16 protein-coding genes and 1 tRNA gene are annotated in these 22,219 nt (G+C 74.5%); 9 read left to right on the top strand and 8 right to left on the bottom strand.

The annotated features are described in order from the left end of the window. Positions 1-5 precede the first annotated feature (5 nt). Entirely contained in the window at positions 6-350 is a 345-nt protein-coding gene (locus ACZ6ZN_RS02885) for a cupin domain-containing protein (protein WP_469642599.1), read from the bottom strand. Between the two features lie 258 nt (positions 351-608). On the opposite strand from ACZ6ZN_RS02885, the gene ACZ6ZN_RS02880 reads away from it, so the two are divergent. Both ACZ6ZN_RS02880 and ACZ6ZN_RS02875 read left to right on the top strand, forming a co-directional pair. Continuing rightward, entirely contained in the window at positions 609-911 is a 303-nt protein-coding gene (locus tag ACZ6ZN_RS02880) for a hypothetical protein (RefSeq protein WP_398107753.1), read from the top strand. 42 nt (positions 912-953) lie between these two features. Then, positions 954-1,027, top strand: a tRNA-Pro gene (locus tag ACZ6ZN_RS02875). A gap of 111 nt (positions 1,028-1,138) precedes the next feature. Here ACZ6ZN_RS02875 and ACZ6ZN_RS02870 read toward each other — a convergent pair. Next, positions 1,139-2,851 carry an FAD-dependent monooxygenase gene (locus ACZ6ZN_RS02870; RefSeq protein WP_469642597.1) on the bottom strand — a complete coding sequence of 571 codons (1,713 nt, stop codon included), beginning with the start codon at positions 2,849-2,851 and terminating at the stop codon, positions 1,139-1,141. Positions 2,852-3,267: 416 nt separating this feature from the next. Between ACZ6ZN_RS02870 and ACZ6ZN_RS02865 the strand changes: the two genes are divergently transcribed. After that, a complete protein-coding gene (locus tag ACZ6ZN_RS02865) occupies positions 3,268-4,983 on the top strand; it encodes a LuxR family transcriptional regulator AbsR2 (RefSeq protein ID WP_469642595.1) in 1,716 nt (571 codons plus the stop codon). A 426-nt stretch (positions 4,984-5,409) separates the two neighbouring features. Here the strand turns inward: ACZ6ZN_RS02865 and ACZ6ZN_RS02860 are convergent, their stop codons facing one another. Next, on the bottom strand, positions 5,410-8,016 hold the full coding sequence (locus ACZ6ZN_RS02860; protein WP_451878532.1) for a CHAT domain-containing protein: 2,607 nt from the start codon (positions 8,014-8,016) through the stop codon (positions 5,410-5,412). Between the two features lie 138 nt (positions 8,017-8,154). Here ACZ6ZN_RS02860 and ACZ6ZN_RS02855 point away from each other — a divergent pair, with 138 nt between their 5' ends. The 3 genes from ACZ6ZN_RS02855 to ACZ6ZN_RS02845 all read left to right on the top strand — a co-directional run bounded on the left by ACZ6ZN_RS02855 (position 8,155) and on the right by ACZ6ZN_RS02845 (position 10,720). After that, on the top strand, positions 8,155-9,585 hold the full coding sequence (locus ACZ6ZN_RS02855; protein WP_451878533.1) for a S8/S53 family peptidase: 1,431 nt from the start codon (positions 8,155-8,157) through the stop codon (positions 9,583-9,585). Positions 9,586-9,659: 74 nt separating this feature from the next. Further along, positions 9,660-10,235, top strand: a complete 576-nt coding sequence (locus ACZ6ZN_RS02850; protein ID WP_398107748.1) for an RNA polymerase sigma factor — start codon at positions 9,660-9,662, stop codon at positions 10,233-10,235. After that, a complete protein-coding gene (locus ACZ6ZN_RS02845) occupies positions 10,232-10,720 on the top strand; it encodes a hypothetical protein (protein ID WP_451878534.1) in 489 nt (162 codons plus the stop codon). Before ACZ6ZN_RS02850 ends, ACZ6ZN_RS02845 begins: the two co-directional genes overlap by 4 nt. Before the next feature lie 33 nt (positions 10,721-10,753). On the opposite strand, the gene ACZ6ZN_RS02840 is transcribed toward ACZ6ZN_RS02845, so the two are convergent. From ACZ6ZN_RS02840 to ACZ6ZN_RS02825, 4 genes are all read right to left on the bottom strand, one after another. Next, the gene (locus ACZ6ZN_RS02840; protein ID WP_469642592.1) at positions 10,754-11,557 is read right to left on the bottom strand and encodes an N-formylglutamate amidohydrolase; all 804 of its coding nucleotides are present in this window, start codon (positions 11,555-11,557) and stop codon (positions 10,754-10,756) included. Between the two features lie 136 nt (positions 11,558-11,693). Continuing rightward, positions 11,694-13,913, bottom strand: coding sequence for an NADP-dependent isocitrate dehydrogenase (locus tag ACZ6ZN_RS02835; RefSeq protein WP_469642589.1), 2,220 nt, complete (start codon positions 13,911-13,913; stop codon positions 11,694-11,696). A gap of 297 nt (positions 13,914-14,210) precedes the next feature. Further along, a complete protein-coding gene (locus ACZ6ZN_RS02830; RefSeq protein ID WP_398107744.1) occupies positions 14,211-15,308 on the bottom strand; it encodes a mechanosensitive ion channel family protein in 1,098 nt (365 codons plus the stop codon). Positions 15,309-15,550: 242 nt separating this feature from the next. Beyond that, the gene (locus ACZ6ZN_RS02825; protein WP_469642587.1) at positions 15,551-16,534 is read right to left on the bottom strand and encodes a lysylphosphatidylglycerol synthase transmembrane domain-containing protein; all 984 of its coding nucleotides are present in this window, start codon (positions 16,532-16,534) and stop codon (positions 15,551-15,553) included. Between the two features lie 216 nt (positions 16,535-16,750). Here ACZ6ZN_RS02825 and ACZ6ZN_RS02820 point away from each other — a divergent pair, with 216 nt between their 5' ends. Next, entirely contained in the window at positions 16,751-18,649 is a 1,899-nt protein-coding gene (locus ACZ6ZN_RS02820; RefSeq protein ID WP_469643934.1) for an ABC transporter ATP-binding protein, read from the top strand. A gap of 148 nt (positions 18,650-18,797) precedes the next feature. Then, a complete protein-coding gene (locus ACZ6ZN_RS02815; protein WP_469643932.1) occupies positions 18,798-19,499 on the top strand; it encodes a response regulator in 702 nt (233 codons plus the stop codon). A 26-nt stretch (positions 19,500-19,525) separates the two neighbouring features. Here ACZ6ZN_RS02815 and ACZ6ZN_RS02810 read toward each other — a convergent pair whose 3' ends face one another. Continuing rightward, entirely contained in the window at positions 19,526-20,473 is a 948-nt protein-coding gene (locus ACZ6ZN_RS02810; protein ID WP_451878539.1) for a methionyl-tRNA formyltransferase, read from the bottom strand. A 254-nt stretch (positions 20,474-20,727) separates the two neighbouring features. Between ACZ6ZN_RS02810 and ACZ6ZN_RS02805 the strand changes: the two genes are divergently transcribed. Continuing rightward, positions 20,728-22,083, top strand: a complete 1,356-nt coding sequence (locus tag ACZ6ZN_RS02805) for a lysine N(6)-hydroxylase/L-ornithine N(5)-oxygenase family protein (protein WP_469642585.1) — start codon at positions 20,728-20,730, stop codon at positions 22,081-22,083. Positions 22,084-22,219: the final 136 nt, after the last annotated feature.

Genomic DNA, 22,219 nt, shown 5'->3' with positions numbered 1-22,219 from the left:
CCCGCTCACAGGTTGATCGCGTACGCCTTGCGCAGGGTCTCGTGCACCGTCCACGTCGTACGGTCGCCCTCGCGCAGCACGGCCATGTCGCCGGGGCCGACCGTGAGCGTGGGCCCGCCCTCCACCTCGATCGTCGCCGACCCGCTGACCACGACGAACAGTTCGTCGGCCTCGGTGTCGGTGACCACGCCGGGCGTGATCTGCCAGATGCCCCGCACCTGCCGGCCGTCCTCCGACTCCCAGACCACCTTCCCGGTCACCTCGGGGTCCCCGGACAGGATCTGCTCGGGCGCGAGGGGCTCGGGGACGAGCTCGGCGCCGGGGATGTGCAGTGCGAAGCTGTGCGTCATGCGGCGACCCTAGCCGCGGCCGGGCGGGCGGCGGCCTGGACAGAGTGTGGGGTGTCCGCGGCGCGGGGCGGACACTCCGTCCCGTCCGGCCCCGAAGGGCCGGGCGCGATGTCCGTCTCAACCCCTATGCGCTGGTCGGGAGTTCCCGCCGTTTGGCGTATTGTTTGCGGCATATGCCCCTGCGGTGCGGATGCGGTCCGGGTGTGACCGCGCCCGTCGAAGAGGGCGCACACGCACGGGAGAACGGGGGAGCAGGACGTGGACGAGACACGGCACCGGTCCGCCCGGCGCGCCGGGCCGGCGGGGGGCGCCGTCACGGCACTCCTGGCCGTCGCGGCCTGTGCCGGGCACGCGACCAAGACGGGCCTGCCCTGGTGGGCCGTCCTCGCCGTCGTGGTCTCCACGGCCGGCCTGGCGGGCTGGACCGGGGCCCGTATCGGCCGCGGGCCCGCCCCCCGGGACGAACTCTTCGGTTCCGGCGCCCACATGCCCGCCCCCGACCCGCTCCCTCCGCCCGCCCCCCTCCGCCGCGACACCGGGGCCCCGCTCCGTATGCGGTAGGGTTGACCAGCGCGATCACCCGTTCGTCCGGGTGGTGCGCATCGGGACGTGGCGCAGCTTGGTAGCGCACTTGACTGGGGGTCAAGGGGTCGCAGGTTCAAATCCTGTCGTCCCGACGAACAAGGCAGCAGGTCGGAGGTCGGCCGGAGCGATCCGGGCCGGCCTCCGGCGCGTTCGCGGCCCGACCCGGCGCCGTTCGGCGCCTCACCCGGGCCTCGCCCCGGCCCTCAGCCGGCCCGTTTGCCGAAGACCCGCTCCACCGCGTCCGCCAGAGCCGATCCAGCGCCCGGTGCGGCGGGCGGGGACTGCCGGGCGGCGAGGTAGCCGTCCGGGCGCACCAGGAAGGCCGCGGCGTCCCCGCCGTACTGCCGGGCGAAGTCGCCGTCGTCGTCCCGGAAGACCGGCAGCGCCCGCCCATCCCCGCCCTCCCCGTCCCCGGTCCCGTGTCCGTTCAGCTGCCCCCGGGCCACCTCCGGGCCGTCCACGCCGCGCCCGGCGACGACGAACGCCGGCACCCTGCCGCCGGTCAGCCGGTGGACCCCGGCGGCCGCCTCGCCGCACCCGCGGAGCGCCTCGGCACGGTCGGCGTAGAGGACGAGGACGTGCCCACGCTCGCGCAGCAGGTCGTACAGGCGCAGCGGTGTCACGGCCAGGCGCGCGGTCAGGCCGCGGCAGTCGGGAACCCGCTCGCCGGGCAGCGGCCCGGGCACCCCGGCACCGTCCGCGGCGGCCCCGTCCGGCACGACCAGGGGACTGTCCGGGTAGCCGACGAGCAACTGGGCCTCCCGCAGCAGGACCGTCGTCAGGTCGCCGGGTGCGGCCCGGACCCCGTCCCGCGCCGCGTTGCGCACGGTGCGCCCCACCACCTCCTCCCCGACGGGGTGGCGCTCGGCGTGATAGCCGGCCAGCAGCGGCGAAGGGGCGCCGCCGTCCAGCGCGAGGGCCAGTTTCCACGCCAGGTTGCAGGCGTCCTGGATGCCGGTGTTCATGCCCTGGGCCCCGGTCGGGGGGTGGATGTGTGCGGCGTCCCCGGCGACGAGGACCCGGCCGACGGCGTACCGGTCGACCAGGCGGTGGCTGATGCGGAAGACCGACGACCAGCGCAGCGCCGACACCGTCGTGGGCTCGGGCGACATCCGGTCGAGCACCGCCTGGACGTGCCCGAGTCCCGGCGCGCGTCCGCTCTCCAGCCCGTGCGCCACCGCGTCCGGCCCGCCCTCGGGGGCGGCGGACAGCTCCGGCGGCACCAGCATCGACATGCGGTAGCGGCGGTCCCCGGGCAGCGGGATGCAGACCAGCAGGTCGTCGATGCGGCCCTCGGGGTCGTGGTGGGAGGCCCGCACGCTGTAGCCCTGCGGCAGGCTCCAGTCGACCTCCACGTCGGCGAGCATGTACTCCTCGGGGAACCTGTCCCCCTCGAAGGCGAGACCCAGCTTCTTGCGGACCGTGCTGTGCGCCCCGTCGCAGCCGATCAGGAACCGCGACCGCACCTCCTGCTCCTCGCCCGACGCCCCGACCAGGCGGCTGACCACCCCGTCCGCGTCCTGGGCGAAGTCCACCAGCTCCGTTTCCCGCTCGATCCCCGTGCCGAAGCGGGCCAGGTGCTCCTCCAGGATCCGTTCCGTCTCGTACTGCGGCAGCGCCGCGAAGGCGTAGGGAACCTCGGGCGGAAGCCGCAGCTCGAGGCGGTCCTGCTCCACGCCGTCGGAGTACGTCACCTGCCCCCGCATCGGCACGGCGGCCTCCAGCACGGCACGCACCAGGCCCATCCGGTCCCACATCTCCAGGGTGCGCGGCTGCACGCCCACCGCCTTCGCGTACGGCAGCCGGGCCGGCAGCCGGTCGACGAGGCGGCAGGTGACGCCCTGCCGCCTCAGTTCCCCGGCGGCGGTCAGCCCGACCGGTCCGGCGCCCACGATCAGCACGTCTGTGTCCACCACGGAGGTCTCCCGCCGAGAGCCCCCCTGCAGCTCCGCCTCCATCGTCCACCGCCCCGGGGCAGCCTGCGAGTCGGACGCCCCGGGCCCCGGACACGGCGCGGCCGGGTACGCCACTCACCCCCATGGGTGACGTACCCGGCCGTTCCCCCGGCGCCGGACCATGGCTCGGGTGCCCGCGCGGCGGTGTCGTGCCCTGAACACACGCCACCGCCGTCCGCCGGGAACCCGGACGGAGTGCGGACGGACGCCGGCGGGGCGACGCCGAGGCAGTGGGGTCCCCCGTCGCCCCGCTCCCCGAGGAGCCCGCCGGCGACGCCGACGGTGCCCCATCCTGCCCGCCGCTCCGGCCGGGCACATGAGTCGGGATCTGCTCAACTCGCCCTGTATCAAACGTGAGCAGTCGCGCTCATGAGGATGTGACGACCTATGAGAAGGACACGACGACGCCGGTGCCGCCCTGGCCGTTCAGCGCGCGGGAGGACGAACTGGAGCTGGTGCGGCGGTCGCTGACCGGCGACCGGCGCGGGATCGTGGTGACGGGCCCGGCGGGCTGCGGGAAGACCCGCCTGCTCGCCGAGGCGGTCCGTGGTGGCGGCGGCTGCGTACGGGCGGCCGGTACGCCCGAGAGCCGGGCGATGCCCTTCGCCGCGTTCGCCCATGTGCTGCCCGAGGCGGTCACCCTGCCCCGCGCGGTCCACCTGCTGTCCGGGGCGGGCACCGTGGTCGTCGACGACGCGCATCTGCTCGACGACGCCTCGGCCGCCCTCGTCCACCAGCTCGCCGTGCACGGCCGCGCCCGCCTGCTGGTGGCCGCCCCGGACGGCTCCGCGACGCCGGGGGCGATCACCCGGCTGTGGACCGGGGAACTCCTGCCGCGGCTGGCGCTGGAGCCACTGCCGGAGGAGGAGACCGCCCGGCTCCTCACGGCGGGCGCCGGCCCTCTCGACCCGCTGACCGCCGGGCGGCTGCTGCGGCTCGGCCGGGGCGACCTGCGGTTGTTGCGCGAACTGCTGCACGCCGTGGGGCCCTTGCTCGCCGCCGGTCCGGACAGCGGCGAGCGCGGGTGGCGGGGGCCGGTCCCGCTGACCGCGGCCGTCCGGGCGTACGCCGCCCCCGTCCTCGGCCGCGACTGCCCGCGCGAACGCGAGACCCTCGACCGCCTCGCCTTCGCCGAGCCCCTGGAACCCACCGTGGACGGCCTCGACCTCGCCGCCCTCGAAGCGCTCGAGTCCGACGGGGTGATCGAGGTCGGGCCGCGGGGCGGCGTCCGCTTCACCCACCCCCTCCACGGCCCCGTCCTGCGGGCGGCGGCGGGCAGGCTGCGGGCGCGCAGGCTGTCGCCCGGCCCTGAGGCGTACGCCGCCGCCCTCGACGCCGAGGCGTCCGCACTGGCCCGCCGGATCGACGGGGACGACGTCAGGGCGATGCCCACCCCCGTGGGCGACTTCCTGGTCGCCGAGGCCGGGCCCGTGCCGGGGGCGTACGCCGCCGTACGGGCCCGGTTCGCCCGGCTGCGGGGGGAGCCGAGGACCGCGGCCGCCTGGGCCGGGGAGGGGCTGCGGGCCGACCCGGGGGACGTGGCCTGCCGGGACGAACTCGACCGCGCCACCGGGCTCGGGTCCCCCCGCCCCATGCTCCGTGAGCCCTACGACGCGGTCCGGCTCGGCACTCCCGGGGAGGCGGCCGGCCGCCGGCTGAGAGGTGTGTTCGCCCGGCACGCCGACGCACTCGCCCGTGCCGACGGTCCCGCCCTGGACGCGGCGGCGGAGGAACTGGCCGAGCGGGGCTTCACGCTGTTCGCCGCCGAGGCGTACGCCCAAGCGGTGGCGGTGCACCGCGATCCCCGCGCCGCCCGGCACGCCCGGACCCGGGCCGTCGCCCTGGCCCGGCGCTGCCAGGACGCCCGGACACCCGCGCTGTCCGGACTGGCCCTCGGTGAACTCACCGCCCGGCAGCGGCAGATCGTGACCCTCGCCGCGGCGGGGCTGAGCAACCGCCAGATCGCCGAACGCCTGACCCTGTCGATCCGCACCGTCGGCAACCACCTGTACGGCGCCTACACCCGCCTCGGCGCCGTCGACCGCACGGCCCTGCCACGCCTGGCGGAACCCTTGGAGGCACAACTGGCCTGAACACCCCCACCCGGCGTCCCGCCCACCCACCCACCGACCGGCGGCCTGACCCGCGCAGGGGACGGGTCGGGCCGCCCGTGCTGCGGGAGTTGAGCCGGGGCCGAAGTCCGCCCCGGCTCGGCCGCGCAGGCTCGGGTCCTGTCGGTCCCGGGGCCGGTTGGCCCGCGGCTGCGGTCCGGTCGTCTGCCGACCAGCGGCCAGGAGTTCGGCCCGGGGCCTGGTACGGCGTTGTTTCGGGCGTCGCCGTCCCGTTGGTCCTCCGGGGCCGGTCGGCCCGCGCCTGAGGTCCCGGGCGCGGCCCGACCCGCGTAGGGCATGGGTCAGGTCACCGCGCGGGCCGGGAGTTCCGTCCCGGGGCCCGGTGTGTGGGGGCGCCCGTAACCATGGCCGCTCACCGACCAGGTGGCCCGACCCGCAAGGGGCGGGTCAGGCCGCGCCGAAGGCCGAGAAGGCCCAGCCCGTGGCCTGGTGCAGGGCGTCGCCGGGCAGGGCGGCTCGGGCGTCGCGGAGTGCCTCCGCCAGGGACAGCCCGGAGTCCAGGCCCTTGTGCAGCGCGAGCATCAGCGGCACGACCGCGGCGTCGTTCACGGGGGCGCTGCACGCCACCACCCCCGCCGTGCCGAGCGGCAGCAACGCCGTGACCAGGCCCAGCAGTTCGTCCGCCCCGACCGACGCGAGGCGCGCGGTGTCGCAGCAGGACAGGATGATCCGGTACGGGCTGCGGTCCAGCCGCTCGAAGTCGTGCACGACGATCGGGCCGTCGGCCATCCGCAACGAGGAGAAGAGCGGACTGTCCGCACGGAACGTGCCGTGCGCGGCGATGTGCGCCAGTCCCGCCCCGTCCAGCTCGCGAAGCACCCGCGACACCCGCGCCCCGCCGCCCTCCAGGACCGTCGCCCCGCCGTACCGCCCGGCCAGCTCCGTCACCTCCGCGCCCGCGCCGGCCAGACCCGGGCCACGGACCAGTACGGCCCGGCCGTCCGCCGGCGGCGCGGTGTCCCGGGCCCGCAGCCAACTCGCCGCCGACGGCGAGACGCTGAGCACCCGCTCCCGCAGCGACGGCAGCAGCGCCCACGGCACCCGGTGCAGCCGCCCCGGCGGCACGATCACCACCGGCCCGCGGCCCAGCTGTGCCGCCGCCGGGCCCAGCAGCAGGTCCTCCAGCCGCCGCCCCGCCGCCTCCACCACCGGCAGCCGGGCGTCCGCCCCCGGGTGGGCCAGCCGCCGCAGCCCCGCCTGCACGTGCTCGGCCTCCCTCTCCGCCTCGGCGGGCGACCCCGCCTCGAACCTCCGCACCCGGCCCCGCCCGCACAGCAGCACCTGCACGCGTCCGTCGAGCACGGCCAGCTCGACCAGCAGCACCTCGTCGCCCAGCCGCTCCAGCAGCCGCTCCACGTCGAACCGGTTCCCCTCGCCCGGTGCCGCACCCCGGATGTGCAGGGTGCGGGAGCGGATCTCCCGTTCCAGGCGCCGCTGTTCGCGCTCCAGCGCCACCACCGGCCGGCCCTCCATCCGGGCGGCCTCCGCGCGCGCCGCGATCTCCCGGAACGCCGTCATGCCGCTCAGCAGCAGGGGGTCGGCGGGCGGCCGGGTCGGCGGGGCCGCCAGCACGGTGGCCCGCCAGCGCTCGCTCCACACGAGCAGCCGCCGCGGCCCGCCGGAGACCAGACTGGCCCGCTGCGCCAGCGCGGCCAGCTCGGCACCCTGTGCGGTGGCCCGGGCCCGCAGCTCCGAGGCGCCCAGCGTCGTCCGGTGGTCGTCGAGGAGGTCCAGACCGCGCCGGCACGCCTCCAGCACCCCGCGCGCCGACCCGGCCGCCCGCGCCCGCAGCGCCTGCGCGGACCAGCCCGTCAGCCGCGCCAGCGGCGGGCCGCTGCGCCGGCTGCGCGCGGCCAGCGCCAGGTGCCGCTCGGCGTCGGCCGTCCACCCCAGGTCCAGGGCGATCCGGCCCGCGAGCAGCGAGGCCTCCGGCGCCGCGGGAGCACCGAAGGCCGCCAGCCGCTGCGCCAGCGCCGCCGCGTCCGCGACGAGCCGGCCCGAACCGCGCCCGGCCGCGTGCCGCGCCTCGGTCAGCACCAGCCGGGCGTGCGTCTCCCACCAGGTGCGCCGCTGCCTTGCGAACAGCCGGACCGCGACGGCGGCGCGGGCGATCGCCGTCTGCGGGTCCCCGGCCAGCCGGGCGGCCCTTGCGGCGACCAGGAGCAGCTCCGCCTTGCGGGTGGACTGCCCGCCGATGCCGTCGAGCCGGCCGATCGCCGTGTCCGCCTCGGCCAGCGCCTCGGGTGCCAGCCCGGCCGCCATCAGCACCTCGCAGCGCCGGATGACCAGCATGAACGTCGGTGTGCCGAGCCGGGCGTAGCGCTCCTGGGCCTCGTCCAGCAGCCGCAGTGCCGCCGGCACGTCCCCGGAACGGAACGCGGCCAGCCCGCGGCTCTCCACCGCGTCCGCCTTGTCGTGCTCCTGCCCGGTGGTCTCCCACAGTGCCTCGGCCGCGGTGAAGTCCGCCTCGGCCCGCTCCACCGCGCCGAGCGCCAGGTGCACCGTCGCCCGCAGGGTCAGCGCCCGTGCCGTCCAGATCACGTCCCGCGCCTGCCGCAGCACGGGCACGGCCCGGCGCACGTCCTCCAGCGCCTCACGGTGGTGCCCGAGCACCCACCACACGTACGCCCGCCGGAACAGCACCCGCGCCCGGGTGTGCCCGGTGCCCCGCGCCACCCCCCGCTCGAACGCGGCCAGCCCGTCCCGGGTGCGCCCCGCGTGCACCAGGGCCACGCCCAGGGTGGCCAGCACATCCGCCTCCCGGTCGGCCGAGCCGGCGCGCGCGGCGCACGCCCGGGCCCGCCGCAGGTGGCCGATCGCGAGCCGCAGATCGCCGAAGTCCCGCTGCCAGATGCCGATCACCTGGTGGGCGACGGACGCCTCCAGCGGGCCCGGACCGGTGTCCAGCAGCGCCCGCGCCTTCGCCAGGGCCTCGCCCGGGTCGGCGAACACCAGGGGCAGCAGCTCCGCAACCGACTCGCTTCCCGCCGTCACTCCTCGGATGGTAGTGGCCGCAGGCCCGCGCCCCACAGGGCGGCGGTGTATCAAGAAGGCGCACGGCGGCTCCAGTCGAAGAGAATCGACGCCCGCTCCGCGGCACCGACCGACGCCGTCGCCCCCGAGAGGACCCGCATGGCACCTCAGCGCTTCCACGAGCAGTTCGACCAGATCCAGCGCTCGATGCCGGACGTCCCCCTGGCGATGGGACCCGACGATGCGGCGGAGTTCATGTACGAGAAGGGCGTCGTCCTCGTCCGCGACGGCGAGGAGGCCCGGGTCGTCGAGGACGCCGTGCGGGCCCACTTCACGGCGGCACCCGATCTCGACCAGGAGCAGGTGCGCCGGGCCGGGCCGCTCACCAACCGCAGCGGCATCACCCGGATCCGCGTCGGCGACCCGGGCGAGGGCGGCCGGGACGCCGACCGCGCGGTCGTCCACGCTCTGCGCTCGGTACGGGAACACGAGTCCCGGGCGGGACGCCGGATGGCCGCCCGCAACCACGTGGTGCACATCGCGGTCAACGCCTGCCCCGGCGACGAACCCGTCCCCGCCCCGCTCAGCGAGCCGCCCAACCCGGCCGCCGCGGGCACCCCCCACGACCCGGCCACCGCCGTCGGCGTCCTCGTCGTCGACACCGGCCTGATGCACGACCACCGCTCCTGCGGCCTGCTCGCCCACACCGTCGGCGACGCCCAGGTCCGCGAGCGCGACGAGCGGGGGATCCTCCAGCAGTACGTGGGGCACGGCACGTTCATCGCCGGGCTCGTCGCCGCCGTCGCGCCCAACACCGACATCACCGTGCGCGGCAGCCTCAACGACGCCGGTGCCGTGCTGGAGTCGGAGTTCGGGGACAAGCTGTTCGAAGCCGTCGACGCGAGCGGCTGGCCCGACATCCTCAGTCTGTCCGCGGGCACCTCCAACGGCCGCACCGACGGCCTGCTCGGCGTCGAGAACTTCATGCGGGAACTGCGCGACCAGCGCACCCTGCTGGTCGCCGCCGCCGGCAACAACGGCAGCGGCAACCCCTTCTGGCCCGCCGCCTACGCCGGCCTGCCCGGCTGGGAGGACTGCGTGCTGTCGGTCGGCGCCCTGCGCAGCGACGGCGAGGGCGGCGCCTGCTTCACCAACCACGGCCCCTGGGTGAAGGTCTACGCCCCCGGCGAGCGCCTCACCGCCCCCCTCACCGGCTTCGACTCGCCCGTACCGTACGTGTACCAGCACTCCACGTACGACGCGTGCCGCTACGGCTCCGGCTACGGCTGCACCTGCCAGACCCCCGGTCACAGCGGGGTGCTGAGCGACGAGGGCGCGGCGGCCAAGCCGGACCAGGTGATGTTCGAGGGCTACGCGCAGTGGAGCGGCACCTCCTTCGCCACCCCCGTCACCGCGGGCCTCGTCGCCGCCCGCATGACCGCGCACGAGGAGCGCGACCCGCGGGCCGCCCGGCGGGACCTGCTCGCCTCCGACGCCGGGTCGGCGCAGGTGCGCGGGGCGGCCGTGGCGGCCCTGCGTCCGCCGACCTGGCGCCCGGTCCCGGTCCTGCAGCCGGCCCCGGGACGGTGAGGACCACCGCACGGACCGGAACAGCCCCCTCCACGGCGTACGATGACGTGCCGTACTCGAGGGGTGGGGCTGCCGTGGACCGTACTGATGCCGGCGCGCTCGTCCAGGCCGCGGCCGAGGGCGACGCGGCTGCCTGGAAGGCGCTCGTGGAGGGGCTCGGCCCCCTGGTCTGGTCCGTCGTCCGGGCCCACCGGCTCTCCGACGCCGACGCCCACGAGGTCTACCAGACCACCTGGTTCCGCTTCGCCCAGCACCTCGGGCGGATCCGTGAACCCGGCAAGGCGGGCGCCTGGCTGGCCAGTACCGCGCGCCACGAGTGCCTCAAGGTGATCAGGAGCGCGCAGCGGCTGACCCTGACCGACGATCCGGGCCTGCTGGACCGGCCCAGCGAGGACGGGACGCCGGAGCAGTCGCTGCTCGACGCCGAGGAGGCCGCCGAGCAGAGCGAGCGGGTGCGCAGCCTGTGGCGGGAGTTCGAGCAACTGGGCGAGCGGTGCAGGCAGTTGCTGCGTGTGCTGATGGCGACACCGCCGCCGAGCTACCAGGACGTGTCCGCCGCGCTCGGGATCGCGGTGGGCAGCATCGGACCGCTGCGCCAGCGCTGTCTGCGGCGCCTGCGGGCCCGGCTCGAGGCACGGGGGGCGGCATGAGCGGCATGCGGGACGACGACCTCTTCGGCGAGGAGGACTTCGACGACCGGGAGTTCGACGACGAGCTGCTGGAGGAGGAGCTGCGGCAGGCCGCCGCCGTGCTCGACCCCGTGCCGTCGGAACTGCACCAGATCGCCCTGGACGCCTACGCGTTGCACGACCCCGGTGCGCGGGTGGCCGAGCTGACCTTCGACTCGCTGGTCGACGCCCTCCCGGTGCGGGGGGTCACCGACGCGCCCCGCATGCTGACCTTCCAGGCGGGCGAGGTGAGCGTCGACGTCGAGGTCGGCGCGCACGGCCTGATCGGGCAGGTGCTGCCGCCGCAGCCGGCGCGCGTGGAGGTCCTGGGCGGGCCCCGGCCGGGCACCCCGCTGACCGCCGACGACCTCGGGCGCTTCTCGGGCGGCCCGCCGCCGTCCGGCCCCTTCGCCCTGCGGTTGCGGACGGGCGGGGACGTGGTGGTGACGGAGTGGCTGCGGGCCTGACGGGCGCGCCCGCCGGCCGGCGTCCGAACCGCCTCAGCCGGTGGCGGCCGGGCCGGACACGGCGTCGGTGAGCCGGGCCAGCGCGCCCGCGAGCCGTTCCAGTCCGGGTCCGGCGGGGCCGCCCGGCTCGCGCATGTAGGTGTCGCGGCGGATCTCCACCATCAGCGCGCTCACCTCGGGCCGGGTCCCGTGGAACTCCAGGGGCACGTAGGTCCCGCTGAACGGGGTGTCGAGCCCGGTCTCCCCGAACACTCGCCGGGCGGCGTCCAGGAGTGCCGCCGGGGTGTGGAAGGGATCGGTGCCCAGGCAGACGGGCGGGCGGGGCCCCTGCCCGTGCAGCTCGTAGGGGAGCGGCCGGCTCGGGTACGAGTGCACGTCGATGATCACGGCCCGGCCGCAGGCCGCCAGCCGGTCCGCCACGGCTCGGGCCATGGCCTGCGCGTACGGCAGGAAGTACCGCTCGATGAGCGGCCCGGTGTCGGCGCCCGGGGGCCGCAGCGCTTCACCGTGCGTGGTGCGCGTGTACACCGCGCCCATGCCGACGGCCAGCATCTCCTCCCGCTCGTCGGGGAACCGCTCCGGGTCGACGACCAGTCGCGACAGGCGGTTCACGAACCGCCACGGCGTGACGCCGGCCAGCCCGGCCGCCCTCTCGGCGATCCGGTCGGTGTGCGCGTCCGTGATGTGGTCCAGCTCGCGCGCCAGTTCCTCGTCGCCGAGCGCGATACCGGCCCGTACGGCGGGCGGGACGGCGCGGGCGGCGTGCGGCACATGGAGGATCACCGGGGAGGCGGCGGCCCCCGGCAGCAGGGCGAAGGGCGGCGCGGCGTCGGTCACGGGGCGGCTCCGGGGGCGGGGTGTCGTCCGTCGTGCGGCGTGCCCGTCGAACCGGGCACGGCCGCGCACAGGGCTCCGCCCCGGCCGGGGCGGAGCGCGGCCGGGGCGGAGCGGGTGGACCGGTCGGTCCGGGGCGTCAGCTCAGCGACGCCAGGGCCTCGTTCCACGTGGTGGACGGGCGCATGGCCTCGGCGGCCTTCGCCGCGTCGGGCTGGTAGTAGCCGCCGATGTCGACGGGCTTGCCCTGGGCGGAGACCAGCTCGTCGACGATCTTCTGCTCGTTCTCGGCGAGCGTCTCGGCCAGCGGCGCGAACGCCTTTGCCAGGTCGGCGTCCTCGGTCTGCCGCGCCAGCTCCTGCGCCCAGTACAGGGACAGGTAGAAGTGGCTGCCGCGGTTGTCGATGCCGCCGACGCGGCGGGTCGGGGACTTGTCCTCGTTGAGGAAGGTCGCCGTGGCGCGGTCCAGGGTGTCGGCCAGCACCTGGGCGCGGGCGTTGCCCGTCACCTTGGCGTACTGCTCGAAGGAGGGCACCAGGGCGAAGAACTCGCCGAGGGAGTCCCAGCGCAGGTAGTTCTCCTTGACCAGCTGCTGCACGTGCTTCGGGGCGGAGCCGCCCGCGCCCGTCTCGAACAGGCCGCCGCCCGCCATCAGCGGGACGACCGACAGCATCTTGGCGCTGGTGCCCAGCTCCAGGATCGGGAACAGGTCGGTCAGGTAGTCGCGCAGCACGTTGCCGGTGACGGAGATGGTGTTCTCACCGCGGCGGATGCGCTCCACGGACAGCTTCGTCGCCTCGACCGGGTCGAGGATCCGGATGTCCAGGCCCTCGGTGTCGTGCTCCGCCAGGTAGGTGTTGACCTTGGCGATCAGGTTGGCGTCGTGCGCGCGGGTCTCGTCCAGCCAGAACACCGCCGGGTCGCCGGTGGCGCGGGCGCGGGTGACGGCCAGCTTCACCCAGTCCTTGATCGGCGCGTCCTTGGTCTGGCAGGCGCGGAAGATGTCGCCGGCCGAGACGGCCTGCTCGATGAGCGCGGTGCCGTCGGCGTCGACCAGGCGGACCGTGCCGGTGACCGGGATCTCGAAGGTCTTGTCGTGGCTGCCGTACTCCTCGGCCTTCTGCGCCATGAGGCCGACGTTCGGGACCGTGCCCATGGTGGACGGGTCGAAGGCGCCGTTGGCGCGGCAGTCGTCGATCACGGCCTGGTAGACGCCCGCGTACGAGGAGTCGGGGATGACCGCGAGGGCGTCGTGCTCCTGCCCGTCCGGGCCCCACATGTGGCCGGAGGTGCGGATCATGGCCGGCATGGACGCGTCGATGATGACGTCCGAGGGCACGTGCAGGTTGGTGATGCCCTTGTCGGAGTCGACCATCGCCAGCTCCGGGCCCTCGGCGAGCTCGGCGTCGAAGGAGGCCTTGATCTCGGCGCCCTCCGGCAGGGCCTCCAGGCCCTTGTAGATGCCGCCCAGGCCGTCGTTGGGGCTCAGGCCGGCCGCGGCCAGCTTCTCGCCGTACTGCGCGAAGGTCTTCGGGAAGAAGGCGCGCACCACGTGGCCGAAGACGATGGGGTCGGAGACCTTCATCATCGTGGCCTTCAGGTGCACCGAGTACAGGATGCCCTCGGCCTTGGCGCGGGCGACCTGCGCGGTCAGGAACTCGCGCAGGGCGGCGACGCGCATCACGGAGGCGTCGACGACCTCACCGGCGAGGACGGGTACGGACTCGCGCAGCACCGTGGTGGAGCCGTCGTCGCCGACGAGCTCGATGCGCAGCGTGCCGTCCTCGGCGATCACCACGGACTTCTCGGTGGAGCGGAAGTCGTTCTCGCCCATGGTCGCCACGTTCGTCCTGGACTCGGAGGTCCAGGCGCCCATGCGGTGCGGGTGGGACTTGGCGTAGTTCTTGACCGAGGCGGGGGCGCGGCGGTCCGAGTTGCCCTCACGCAGGACCGGGTTCACGGCGGAACCCTTGACCTTGTCGTAGCGGGCGCGGATCTCGCGCTCCTCGTCGCTCTTGGGGTCGTCCGGGTAGTCCGGCAGCGCGTAGCCCTGGCCCTGCAGCTCGGCGATCGCGGCCTTGAGCTGCGGGATGGACGCCGAGATGTTCGGCAGCTTGATGATGTTGGCGGCGGGCGTCTTGGCCAGCTCGCCCAGCTCCGCCAGGGCGTCCGGGATGCGCTGGTCCTCGGCCAGGTACTCCGGGAAGACGGCGATGATGCGCCCGGCCAGCGAGATGTCGCGGGTCTCCACCGGGACACCCGCCTGCGAGGCGTACGCCCGGACCACCGGCAGGAAGGAATACGTCGCCAGGGCGGGGGCCTCGTCAGTGTGCGTATAGATGATGGTCGAGTCAGTCACCGGGTGCTCCGCTCCACGTCTGCAACATTGCTCGACATCAAGATATCTCGTGATCGACCCGGTCTCGACAGGGGTCCGGGCCCAGTTTCCCGCCATCCGGCCCGCCGCCCGCGAAGACCCAGGTCGGCGCGGGACCCGGGCGCCCCGGCCCGCGGACGGCCATCCGGGGCCGTGCGCCGCCGCCCGGCCCCACGCCCACGGCCCCGGAGCCGGCGGGAGTGACGGCGGGCGACCGGCCGGACGCGGAGCGCGTCCGCGCCCGGCCGGGACCCGGCCGCCGGGCGGCCGCGGCCGGGCTCAGTCGAAGCCGGCGACCGGCAGCGCGCCCGGCTCGATCGCGCCGGTGCGCTGCTGCGGGATGACCACCGCGCCCTGCTGGAGTGCCACGGTCCGGGCCGGGGCGGGGATGCGGATGCCCTCCGCCCGGTAGCGCCGGTGCAGCCGCTTGATGAACTCGTGCTTGATCCGGTACTGGTCGCTGAACTCGCCCACGCCCAGGATCACCGTGAAGCCGATGCGGGAGTCGCCGAAGGTGTGGAACCGGATGATCGGCTCGTGGTCCGGCACGGCCCCCTCGACCTCGGCCATGGTCTCGGCGACGACCTCGTTGGTCACCCGCTCCACGTGCTCCAGGTCGCTGTCGTAGGCGACCCCGACCTGGACCAGGATGGTCAGCTGCTCCTCGGGGCGCATGAAGTTCGTCATGTTCGCCTTGGCGAGCTGGCCGTTGGGGATCACGACGAGGTTGTTGGACAGGTTCCGGACGGTGGTCTGCCGCCAGTTGATGTCCTCGACGTAGCCCTCCTCGCCGCTGCTGAGCCGGATGTAGTCGCCGGGCTGGACCGTCCTGGAGGCGAGGATGTGGATGCCCGCGAACAGGTTGGCCAGGGTGTCCTGAAGGGCCAGCGCCACCGCGAGGCCACCGACGCCGAGGGCGGTGAGCAGGGGCGCTATGGAGATGCCCAGGGTCTGGAGCACCACCAGGAAGCCGATCGCCAGGACCAGGATCCGGGTGATGTTCACGAAGATCGTGGCCGAACCGGCGACCCCCGACCGGGACTGGGTGACCGAGCGCACCAGCCCGGTCACCACCCGGGCCGCCGACACCGTCGCGACGAAGATCAGCAGCACGGTGAGCACCTGGTTGGTGGTGTGCTGCACCGCCCGGGTCAGCGGGAGCACCGCCGCCGCGCCCGCCACGCCGCCGACCACCGCGGCCCACGGCACCACGGCCCGCAGCGCGTGCACGATGACGTCGTCCCCGCTCCAGCGGGTCCGGTCCGCGTGCCCGCCCAGCCAGCGCAGCAGCACCCGCAGCGCGAACGCCGCCAGCAGGCCCGAGGCCAGCGCGATGCCCGCGAACAGCAGATCGTCCAGGGTGAGGGCCCGGTTCACCGCTCACCTCCGGGGAGGCGAAGCGCCGCGAACGCCGTCCGCGGCGGTCGGATGTGAAGTGTCGTCACGTCGTCACCTGCTCGTTCTGCGTGATGTCCGATGGTGTCCGGCCACCCGGCCCGGCGGTCGGCACGGTCGTTCATCCTGCCGCATCCCGCACGGGGTTCCGTACCGCGGGCCGGGGTGAGCGGAGGGTGACCCGGGGCACATGACGCACCGTCACGCACGCCGGAGGCGCCGGGTCAGATCACCTTCGTCCGCACCAGCGCCGCCAGCGTCAGCGCCCCGGGCACCAGCGGCAGCCACACGGTGACGACCCGGAAGGCCAGCACCACGGCCGTGGCCACCGCGGCCGGGCCGCCCGCCGCCACGAGCGCCATGACCAGCGCCGCCTCCACCGACCCGATCCCGCCTGGGGTCGGCACCAGCGCCACCGCGACCGTCGCCGCCAGATAGGCCACCGCCATGTGGCCGGCCGGCACGTCCAGCCCCAACGCCCGTCCCACCAGCACCAGTACGGACGCCTGCAACGCCGGGAACGCGAGCGCGCCGCCCCACAGCGCCAGCGCCCGCGCCGGGCGGGTGTGCACCCGGCGCGCCTCACCGAGCGCCGTGCGCAGGAACGACACCAGCGCCGCGCGCAGCCGCCGCACCAGGACGAGGACCAGCACGGCGATCACCAGCACCGCGCCCGCCCCCGCCAGCAGCGGCCCGAACGCCGCCTCCGGGACGAGCGCGCCCAGCCGCAACGCACCGGGGAACGCCAGGAGCAGAGCGCCCAGCAGGGCCACCCGGCCGACGCTCTCCGCCAGCAGGTACAGCGCGAGGGCGGCCGAGGAGCGGGCCAGCGGCAGCCCGCACACCGACAGGAAGCGCAGGTTGACCGCGCTCGCGCCCAGCCCGGTCGGCAGCATGTGGTTGGCGGCGCCGGCCGCGAACTGCGTGGCCAGCAGCCGCCGTCGGGGGAGGCACTCGACGACCGCGCCCTGCCGGGTGCAGGAGGCGGCGACCCAGGTCAGACAGGTCGCCCCGGTCGCGGCCAGCAGCCACGGCCACTCGGCGGTGCGCAGGTGCGCGAAGCCCTCGGCGAGCACCGAGCGGTGCCGCACCGCGACCACGGTGACCGCCAGCAGCGGCAGCAGGCACAGGAGTTGCCGCACGCGGCGGGCCGGGACGCGACGGGGGAGCCGGGCCGGCCGGACGTCGGGAAGCTGAACCGCTGTCACATCGGACGAGGCTTCCCACCCCGCGCCAACGGCGGGTTGCGGAAGCGGAGCCTGCGGATGGCGCGCGGGAAGCGGCTGCGTGGGAAGCGTCATCGGGACCTTTGCGCGGTGGGTCGGGGAAGAGGGGGATCGGGCCGATTGTGCGGGATGTCGGGGCTGTTGCGCGAGCTCCTTGACCTCAACGCCGCTTGAGGTCCTACGTTCCCACCCATGAGCATGGAGACCACGGCGTGGACGCAGCTGTACAGCGTCATGAACGCCCAGCAGGAGCGCCGCCCCTTCGCCCTGGCGACACTGCGCCGCGTCGGCGCCTTCGCCCGTCCGCACCGGCGCCGGATCGTACTGTTCGTCCTGCTGGGCGTGGGCACCGCGCTGCTCGCGGTGGCCACGCCGGTGCTGGCCGGCAGTGTCGTGGACACCATCGTGTCGGACGGCGACGAGGCGGCCGTCGTACGCCTGGCCCTGCTCATCGCGGTGATCGCGGTCGCCGAGGCGGTGCTGGGCGTCCTCGGGCGCAGGCTCTCGGCGACGCTCGGGGAGCACCTCATCCTGGATCTGCGCACGGCCGTCTTCGACCACGTGCAGCGCATGCCGGTGGCGTTCTTCACACGCACTCGTACGGGCGCCCTGGTCTCCCGTCTCAACAACGACGTCATCGGCGCCCAGCGCGCGTTCAGCAACACCCTGTCCGGAGTGGTCAGCAACCTCGTCACCCTCCTGCTCACGCTGGCCGTGATGCTGACCCTCTCCTGGCAGATCACCCTGCTCGCGCTGGTGCTGCTGCCGGTGTTCGTGCTCCCGGCACGCCGCATGGGCAGCCGTATGGCCCGGATGCAGCGGGAGGCGGCCACGCTGAACGCGGCGATGGGGACCCGCATGACCGAACGGTTCTCCGCACCCGGCGCCACCCTCGTCAAGCTCTTCGGACGGCCCGAGGAGGAGTCCCGGGAGTTCGCCGAACGCGCCCGCCTGGTGGCGGACGTCGGGGTGCGCACGGCCACGGCCCAGGCGGCGTTCATCACCGCCCTCACCCTCGTCTCCGCCCTCGCCCTGGCCCTGGTCTACGGCCTCGGCGGCTACCTGGCCCTGCGCGGCACCCTGGAGCCCGGTGCGGTCGTCGCGCTGGCGCTGCTCCTGACGCGGCTGTACGCACCGCTGACCGCGCTCGCCGGGGCACGGGTCGAGGTGATGAGCGCCCTGGTCAGCTTCGAGCGGGTCTTCGAGGTGCTCGACCTGAAGCCGCTCATCGAGGACAGACCCGGCGCCCGTCCGGTGCCCGAGGGGCCCGTGGCGGTCGAGTTCGACGACGTGCGCTTCGGCTACCCGGCCGCCGGCAAGGTCTCCCTGGCATCCCTCGAGGAGGTCGCCGCCCTGGACGAGCGGGGCGGCGAACAGGTGCTGCACGGTGTCTCGTTCCGCGCGGAGGCAGGCCGGACCGTGGCGCTCGTGGGGTCCTCCGGCGCCGGCAAGTCCACCATCGCCCAGCTGCTGCCGCGCCTGTACGACGCCGACGGGGGAGCGGTGCGCATCGGCGGCGTCGACGTCCGCGACCTGTCGGCGCGGTCCCTGCGCGAGACCGTGGGCATGGTCACCCAGGACGGGCACCTCTTCCACGACACCGTCCGCGCCAACCTCCTGCTGGCCCGGCCCGGGGCCGGCGAGGACGAGCTGTGGGACGCCCTGCGCCGGGCCCGGCTGGAGGAGCTCGTGCGGTCCCTGCCCGACGGACTGGACACCGTCGTGGGAGAGCGCGGATACCGCCTGTCCGGCGGGGAGCGGCAGCGCATGACCATCGCCCGGCTGCTGCTGGCCCGCCAGCGCGTCGTCATCCTGGACGAGGCCACCGCCCACCTCGACAACACCTCCGAGGCCGCCGTGCAGGAGGCCCTCGCCGAGGCCCTCGCCGGCCGAACGGCGGTCGTGATCGCCCACCGCCTGTCCACGGTCCGCTCCGCCGACCGGATCCTCGTGGTCGAGGCCGGGCGGATCGTGGAGCAGGGCACCCACGAGGAACTGCTCGCCGCGCAGGGGCGGTACGCCGAGCTGTACCGCACCCAGTTCGGGGGCGCGCGCCCCGCACCCGCGCAGGACCCGGAACAGCCCGCCATCGTGTAGGCCCCCGGCCCTGCCGGGCCTCCTGACGCCTCACTTCCGATTTCCGCTGGTGGGCGTCATGATGGGACGACTCGGCAACGGCGCCGCCTGCACCGGACGCACGGCCGTCGGCCACCTCACCGGCACGGAGGCGAAAAGGAGCGGCGCCATGGGCGCGGACGGCGACAAGCCGGGGACCATCGACGTGCTCGTGGTCGACGACGACTTCATGGTGGCCCGGGTCCACCGCCGGTACGTCGAACGCGTCGAGCCGTTCCGCGTCGTCGGCGAGGCCCACAGCGGCGGCCAGGCCATCGAGGCCGTCGGGGCGCTGCGCCCCGACCTCGTCCTGCTCGATCTGTACCTGCCCGACCTGTTCGGTCTCGACGTCATCCCCCGGCTGCGCACCGCCGGGCACGACTGCGACGTGATGGTCGTCAGCGCGGCGCAGGAGGCGGAGACGGTGCGCGGCGCGGTGCGCCGGGGAGTGGTGGACTACCTGCTGAAGCCCTTCGGGTTCGCGGACCTGAGCTCCCGCCTGGAGCGCTACGCCGCCCAGCGGGGCAGGCTGCTGAGCACGGTCGTCCGGGGCCAGGCGGACGTGGACCGCGTCCTGGCCGGCGCGTTCGCACCGGCACCGGCCCCCACCCTGCCCAAGGGCATGAGCGTGGAGACCGCCGGGCTGGTGGAGCGCGCCCTGCGCGACGCGGACGGCACCCTGTCCGCCACCGAGTGCGCGGCCCTCACCGGCCTCTCCCGGGTGAGCGCCCGCCGCTACCTGGAGTACTTCCACAGCATCGCGAGCGCGGACGTGACGCTGCGCTACGGAGCCACCGGACGGCCCGAACGCCGGTACGCCTGGCGGGCCTGAGCGGCGGGGCCGTCCGGCCGGGCGGGTCAGGGGCGGTCGGTGAGGTAGCCGCCCATGGAGGTGAAGTACTCGGTCGCGGGCAGTTCCCGGCCGTCCGCGGTGCGCACCCGGGTGAGGGCCAGGCCGCGGTTGCGCCCGGTGCGGGCGTCGGCCCCGGCGACGATCACCACGCCGTCGCCCTCGCGGTAGAAGATGCGGCCGGGGGTGCCGCCGTAGCGGCCCTCGGACACGAACGAGGCCAGGACGTCCAGGCGCCGGCCCCGGTGGAAGGTGTAGGCGCTCGGGTACGGCTCGGACTGGGCGCGCACCAGACGCTCCAGGTCCTCCGCGGGCCAGGACCAGTCGATGCGGCCGTCCTCGTCGGAGCGCTTGTGGAAGAAGGACGCCTGCGAGCGGTCCTGCGGGGTGAACTCCGTCCGCCCGGAGGCGATCAGGGCGAGGGCGCCGATGGTGACCGGGGCGATGAGGTCGACCGTCTTGTGGAACAGGTCGGTCGCCGTGTCCGCCGGCCCGACCGGCACGGCTTCCTGCCGGACGATGTCGCCGGCGTCCAGTTCGTCGTTCATCATGTGCGCGGTGACGCCCACCTCGGACTCGCCGTTGATCAGGGCCCAGATCAGGGGCGAGAAGCCGGCGTACTTCGGCAGCAGCGAGTCGTGCACGTTCAGCGTGCCGTGGCGCGGCAGGGCGAAGATGCGCGGCGGGATCCACGTACGCCAGTTGTTGGCCACGATGACGTCCGGATCGGCCGCCTTCAGGCGGGCGAACAGCTCCTCGTCGTCGGGGCGGTTGCGGATGAGCACCGGGACGCCGTGCTCCTCGGCGAGGTCGGCGACGGAGTCGCTCCAGATCTTCTCGTAGGCGTGCTCGCTCTTGGGGTGGGTGACGACCAGCACGACGTCGTGCTCGGACTCCAGGAGGGCTTGCAGGGTGCGGTGGCCCCAGGTCTGGTAACCGAACATGACGACCCGCATGGGGTTCCTCCTCAGGGGCAGGGCGATGACCGAGGCAAGTAAAGCAAGGCTTGCCTTAGTTCACAACGGGGCCTTCAATGCCAGGAGTTGGCGAAGCGTCAGGTGGCGGGCTGTCTGTTTTGTCCTGTCGACACGTCCTGACGGTTTAGCTTAGGCTCACCTAAGTTTCACGGGGATGCCGGTCTCCAACTGGCATGCCCGTCTCCCGTTCCCTCCCCACCCGACACGCGGCTGCCCCGCACGATGGGAGTGACATGTCGCAGGTTCCTCCTGATGACGCACCACCGGTCCACGACCTCATCGGAATCGGCTTCGGCCCGTCCAACGTGGCCATGGCCATCGCACTCCGCGAGCACAACGCACACGTCGGCGGGCAGGAGGCGGTCACCGCTCGCTTCTTCGAGCAGCAGCCCCGCTTCGGCTGGCACCGCGGCATGCTCATCGACGACGCCACCATGCAGGTCTCCTTCCTCAAGGACCTGGTGACGCTGCGCAACCCGGCCAGCGAGTACAGCTTCCTGTGCTACCTGCAGAGCCGGGGCCGGCTGATCGACTTCATCAACCACAAGAACCTGTTCCCGCTGCGCGTGGAGTTCCACGACTACTTCGAGTGGGCGGCGTCCCGGGTCGACGACATGGTCTCCTACGGCCACGAGGTCGTCGGCGTCGCGCCCGTCGGCCGGGACGGCGTCGTGGAGCACCTGGAGGTGACCGTCCGCTCCGGCGGCGGCCTGGAGGTCCACCGGGCCCGCAACCTCGTCATCGGCACCGGGCTGCGCCCCCTGCTGCCGGACGGCGTCGAGCGCGGCGACCGCGTCTGGCACAACTCCGAACTGCTCGCCAGAGTGGACGAGTTGACGGGCACCTCGCCCACACGCTTCGTCGTCGTCGGTGCCGGGCAGAGCGCCGCCGAGAACGTCGCCTACCTGCACCGCCGCTTCCCCGGCGCCGAGGTCTGCGCGGTGTTCTCCCGCTACGGCTACAGCCCCGCCGACGACAGCGCCTTCGCCAACCGCATCTTCGACCCGCAGGCGGTCGACGAGTACTTCGCGGCCCCGGAGGACGTCAAACGCCGCCTGATGGACTACCACGGCAACACCAACTACTCCGTGGTGGACATCGACCTCATCGACGACCTCTACCGGCAGGCGTACCAGGAGAAGGTGCTCGGAGCCGAACGGCTGCGCTTCCTCAACGTCTCCCGGCTCACCGGCGTCAAGGAGTCGCCCTCCGGCGTCCGGTGCACGGTGCAGTCCCTGGTCACCGGGGAGGAGACCGACCTCGACGCGGACGTCGTGGTCCTGGCCACCGGGTACGCCCCGGCCGACCCCACCGGCCTCCTCGGCGAGGTCGCCGACCGCTGCCTGCGCGACGACGAGGGACGGGTCCGCGTCGAGCGGGACTACCGCATCGCCACCGATCCCGCCCTGCGGTGCGGCATCTACCTCCAGGGCGGCACGGAGCACACGCACGGCATCACCTCCTCCCTGCTGTCCAACACGGCCGTCAGGGTGGGCGAGATCCTCGACTCCCTCCTGGGCCGCGGGCCCGGATCCGGAGCCGGCCCGATGCGGACCCTCACCGACGGCACGGGCAGCACGGCCCGCTGACGGGTGGCGCAGGCGGGCCACCCCGCCCGAGCGACTTAGGCTGCCTCACTTCACGCCAGGGTGCCGCCCGCCCTCGAACCGAGGGCGCGGCGTACCGGACACGAGAGCAAAGGGACGTCGATGCTCCTGCACCGAA

It is taken from the genome of Streptomyces sp. NPDC053665 (genome assembly GCF_055585285.1).
The sequence above is the reverse complement of the archived record's forward strand: the minus strand, read 5'-3'. Positions and strand labels throughout refer to the sequence as shown.

What these genes read in the sequence shown, in the direction of transcription:
- ACZ6ZN_RS02815 (WP_469643932.1), top strand. Translation starts at nt 18,798, where the DNA reads ATGGGCGCGGACGGCGACAAGCCGGGGACCATCGACGTGCTCGTGGTC.
- ACZ6ZN_RS02810 (WP_451878539.1), bottom strand. Translation starts at nt 20,473, where the DNA reads ATGCGGGTCGTCATGTTCGGTTACCAGACCTGGGGCCACCGCACCCTG.
- ACZ6ZN_RS02820 (WP_469643934.1), top strand. Translation starts at nt 16,751, where the DNA reads ATGGAGACCACGGCGTGGACGCAGCTGTACAGCGTCATGAACGCCCAG.
- ACZ6ZN_RS02805 (WP_469642585.1), top strand. Translation starts at nt 20,728, where the DNA reads ATGTCGCAGGTTCCTCCTGATGACGCACCACCGGTCCACGACCTCATC.
- ACZ6ZN_RS02885 (WP_469642599.1), bottom strand. Translation starts at nt 350, where the DNA reads ATGACGCACAGCTTCGCACTGCACATCCCCGGCGCCGAGCTCGTCCCC.
- ACZ6ZN_RS02855 (WP_451878533.1), top strand. Translation starts at nt 8,155, where the DNA reads ATGGCACCTCAGCGCTTCCACGAGCAGTTCGACCAGATCCAGCGCTCG.
- ACZ6ZN_RS02845 (WP_451878534.1), top strand. Translation starts at nt 10,232, where the DNA reads ATGAGCGGCATGCGGGACGACGACCTCTTCGGCGAGGAGGACTTCGAC.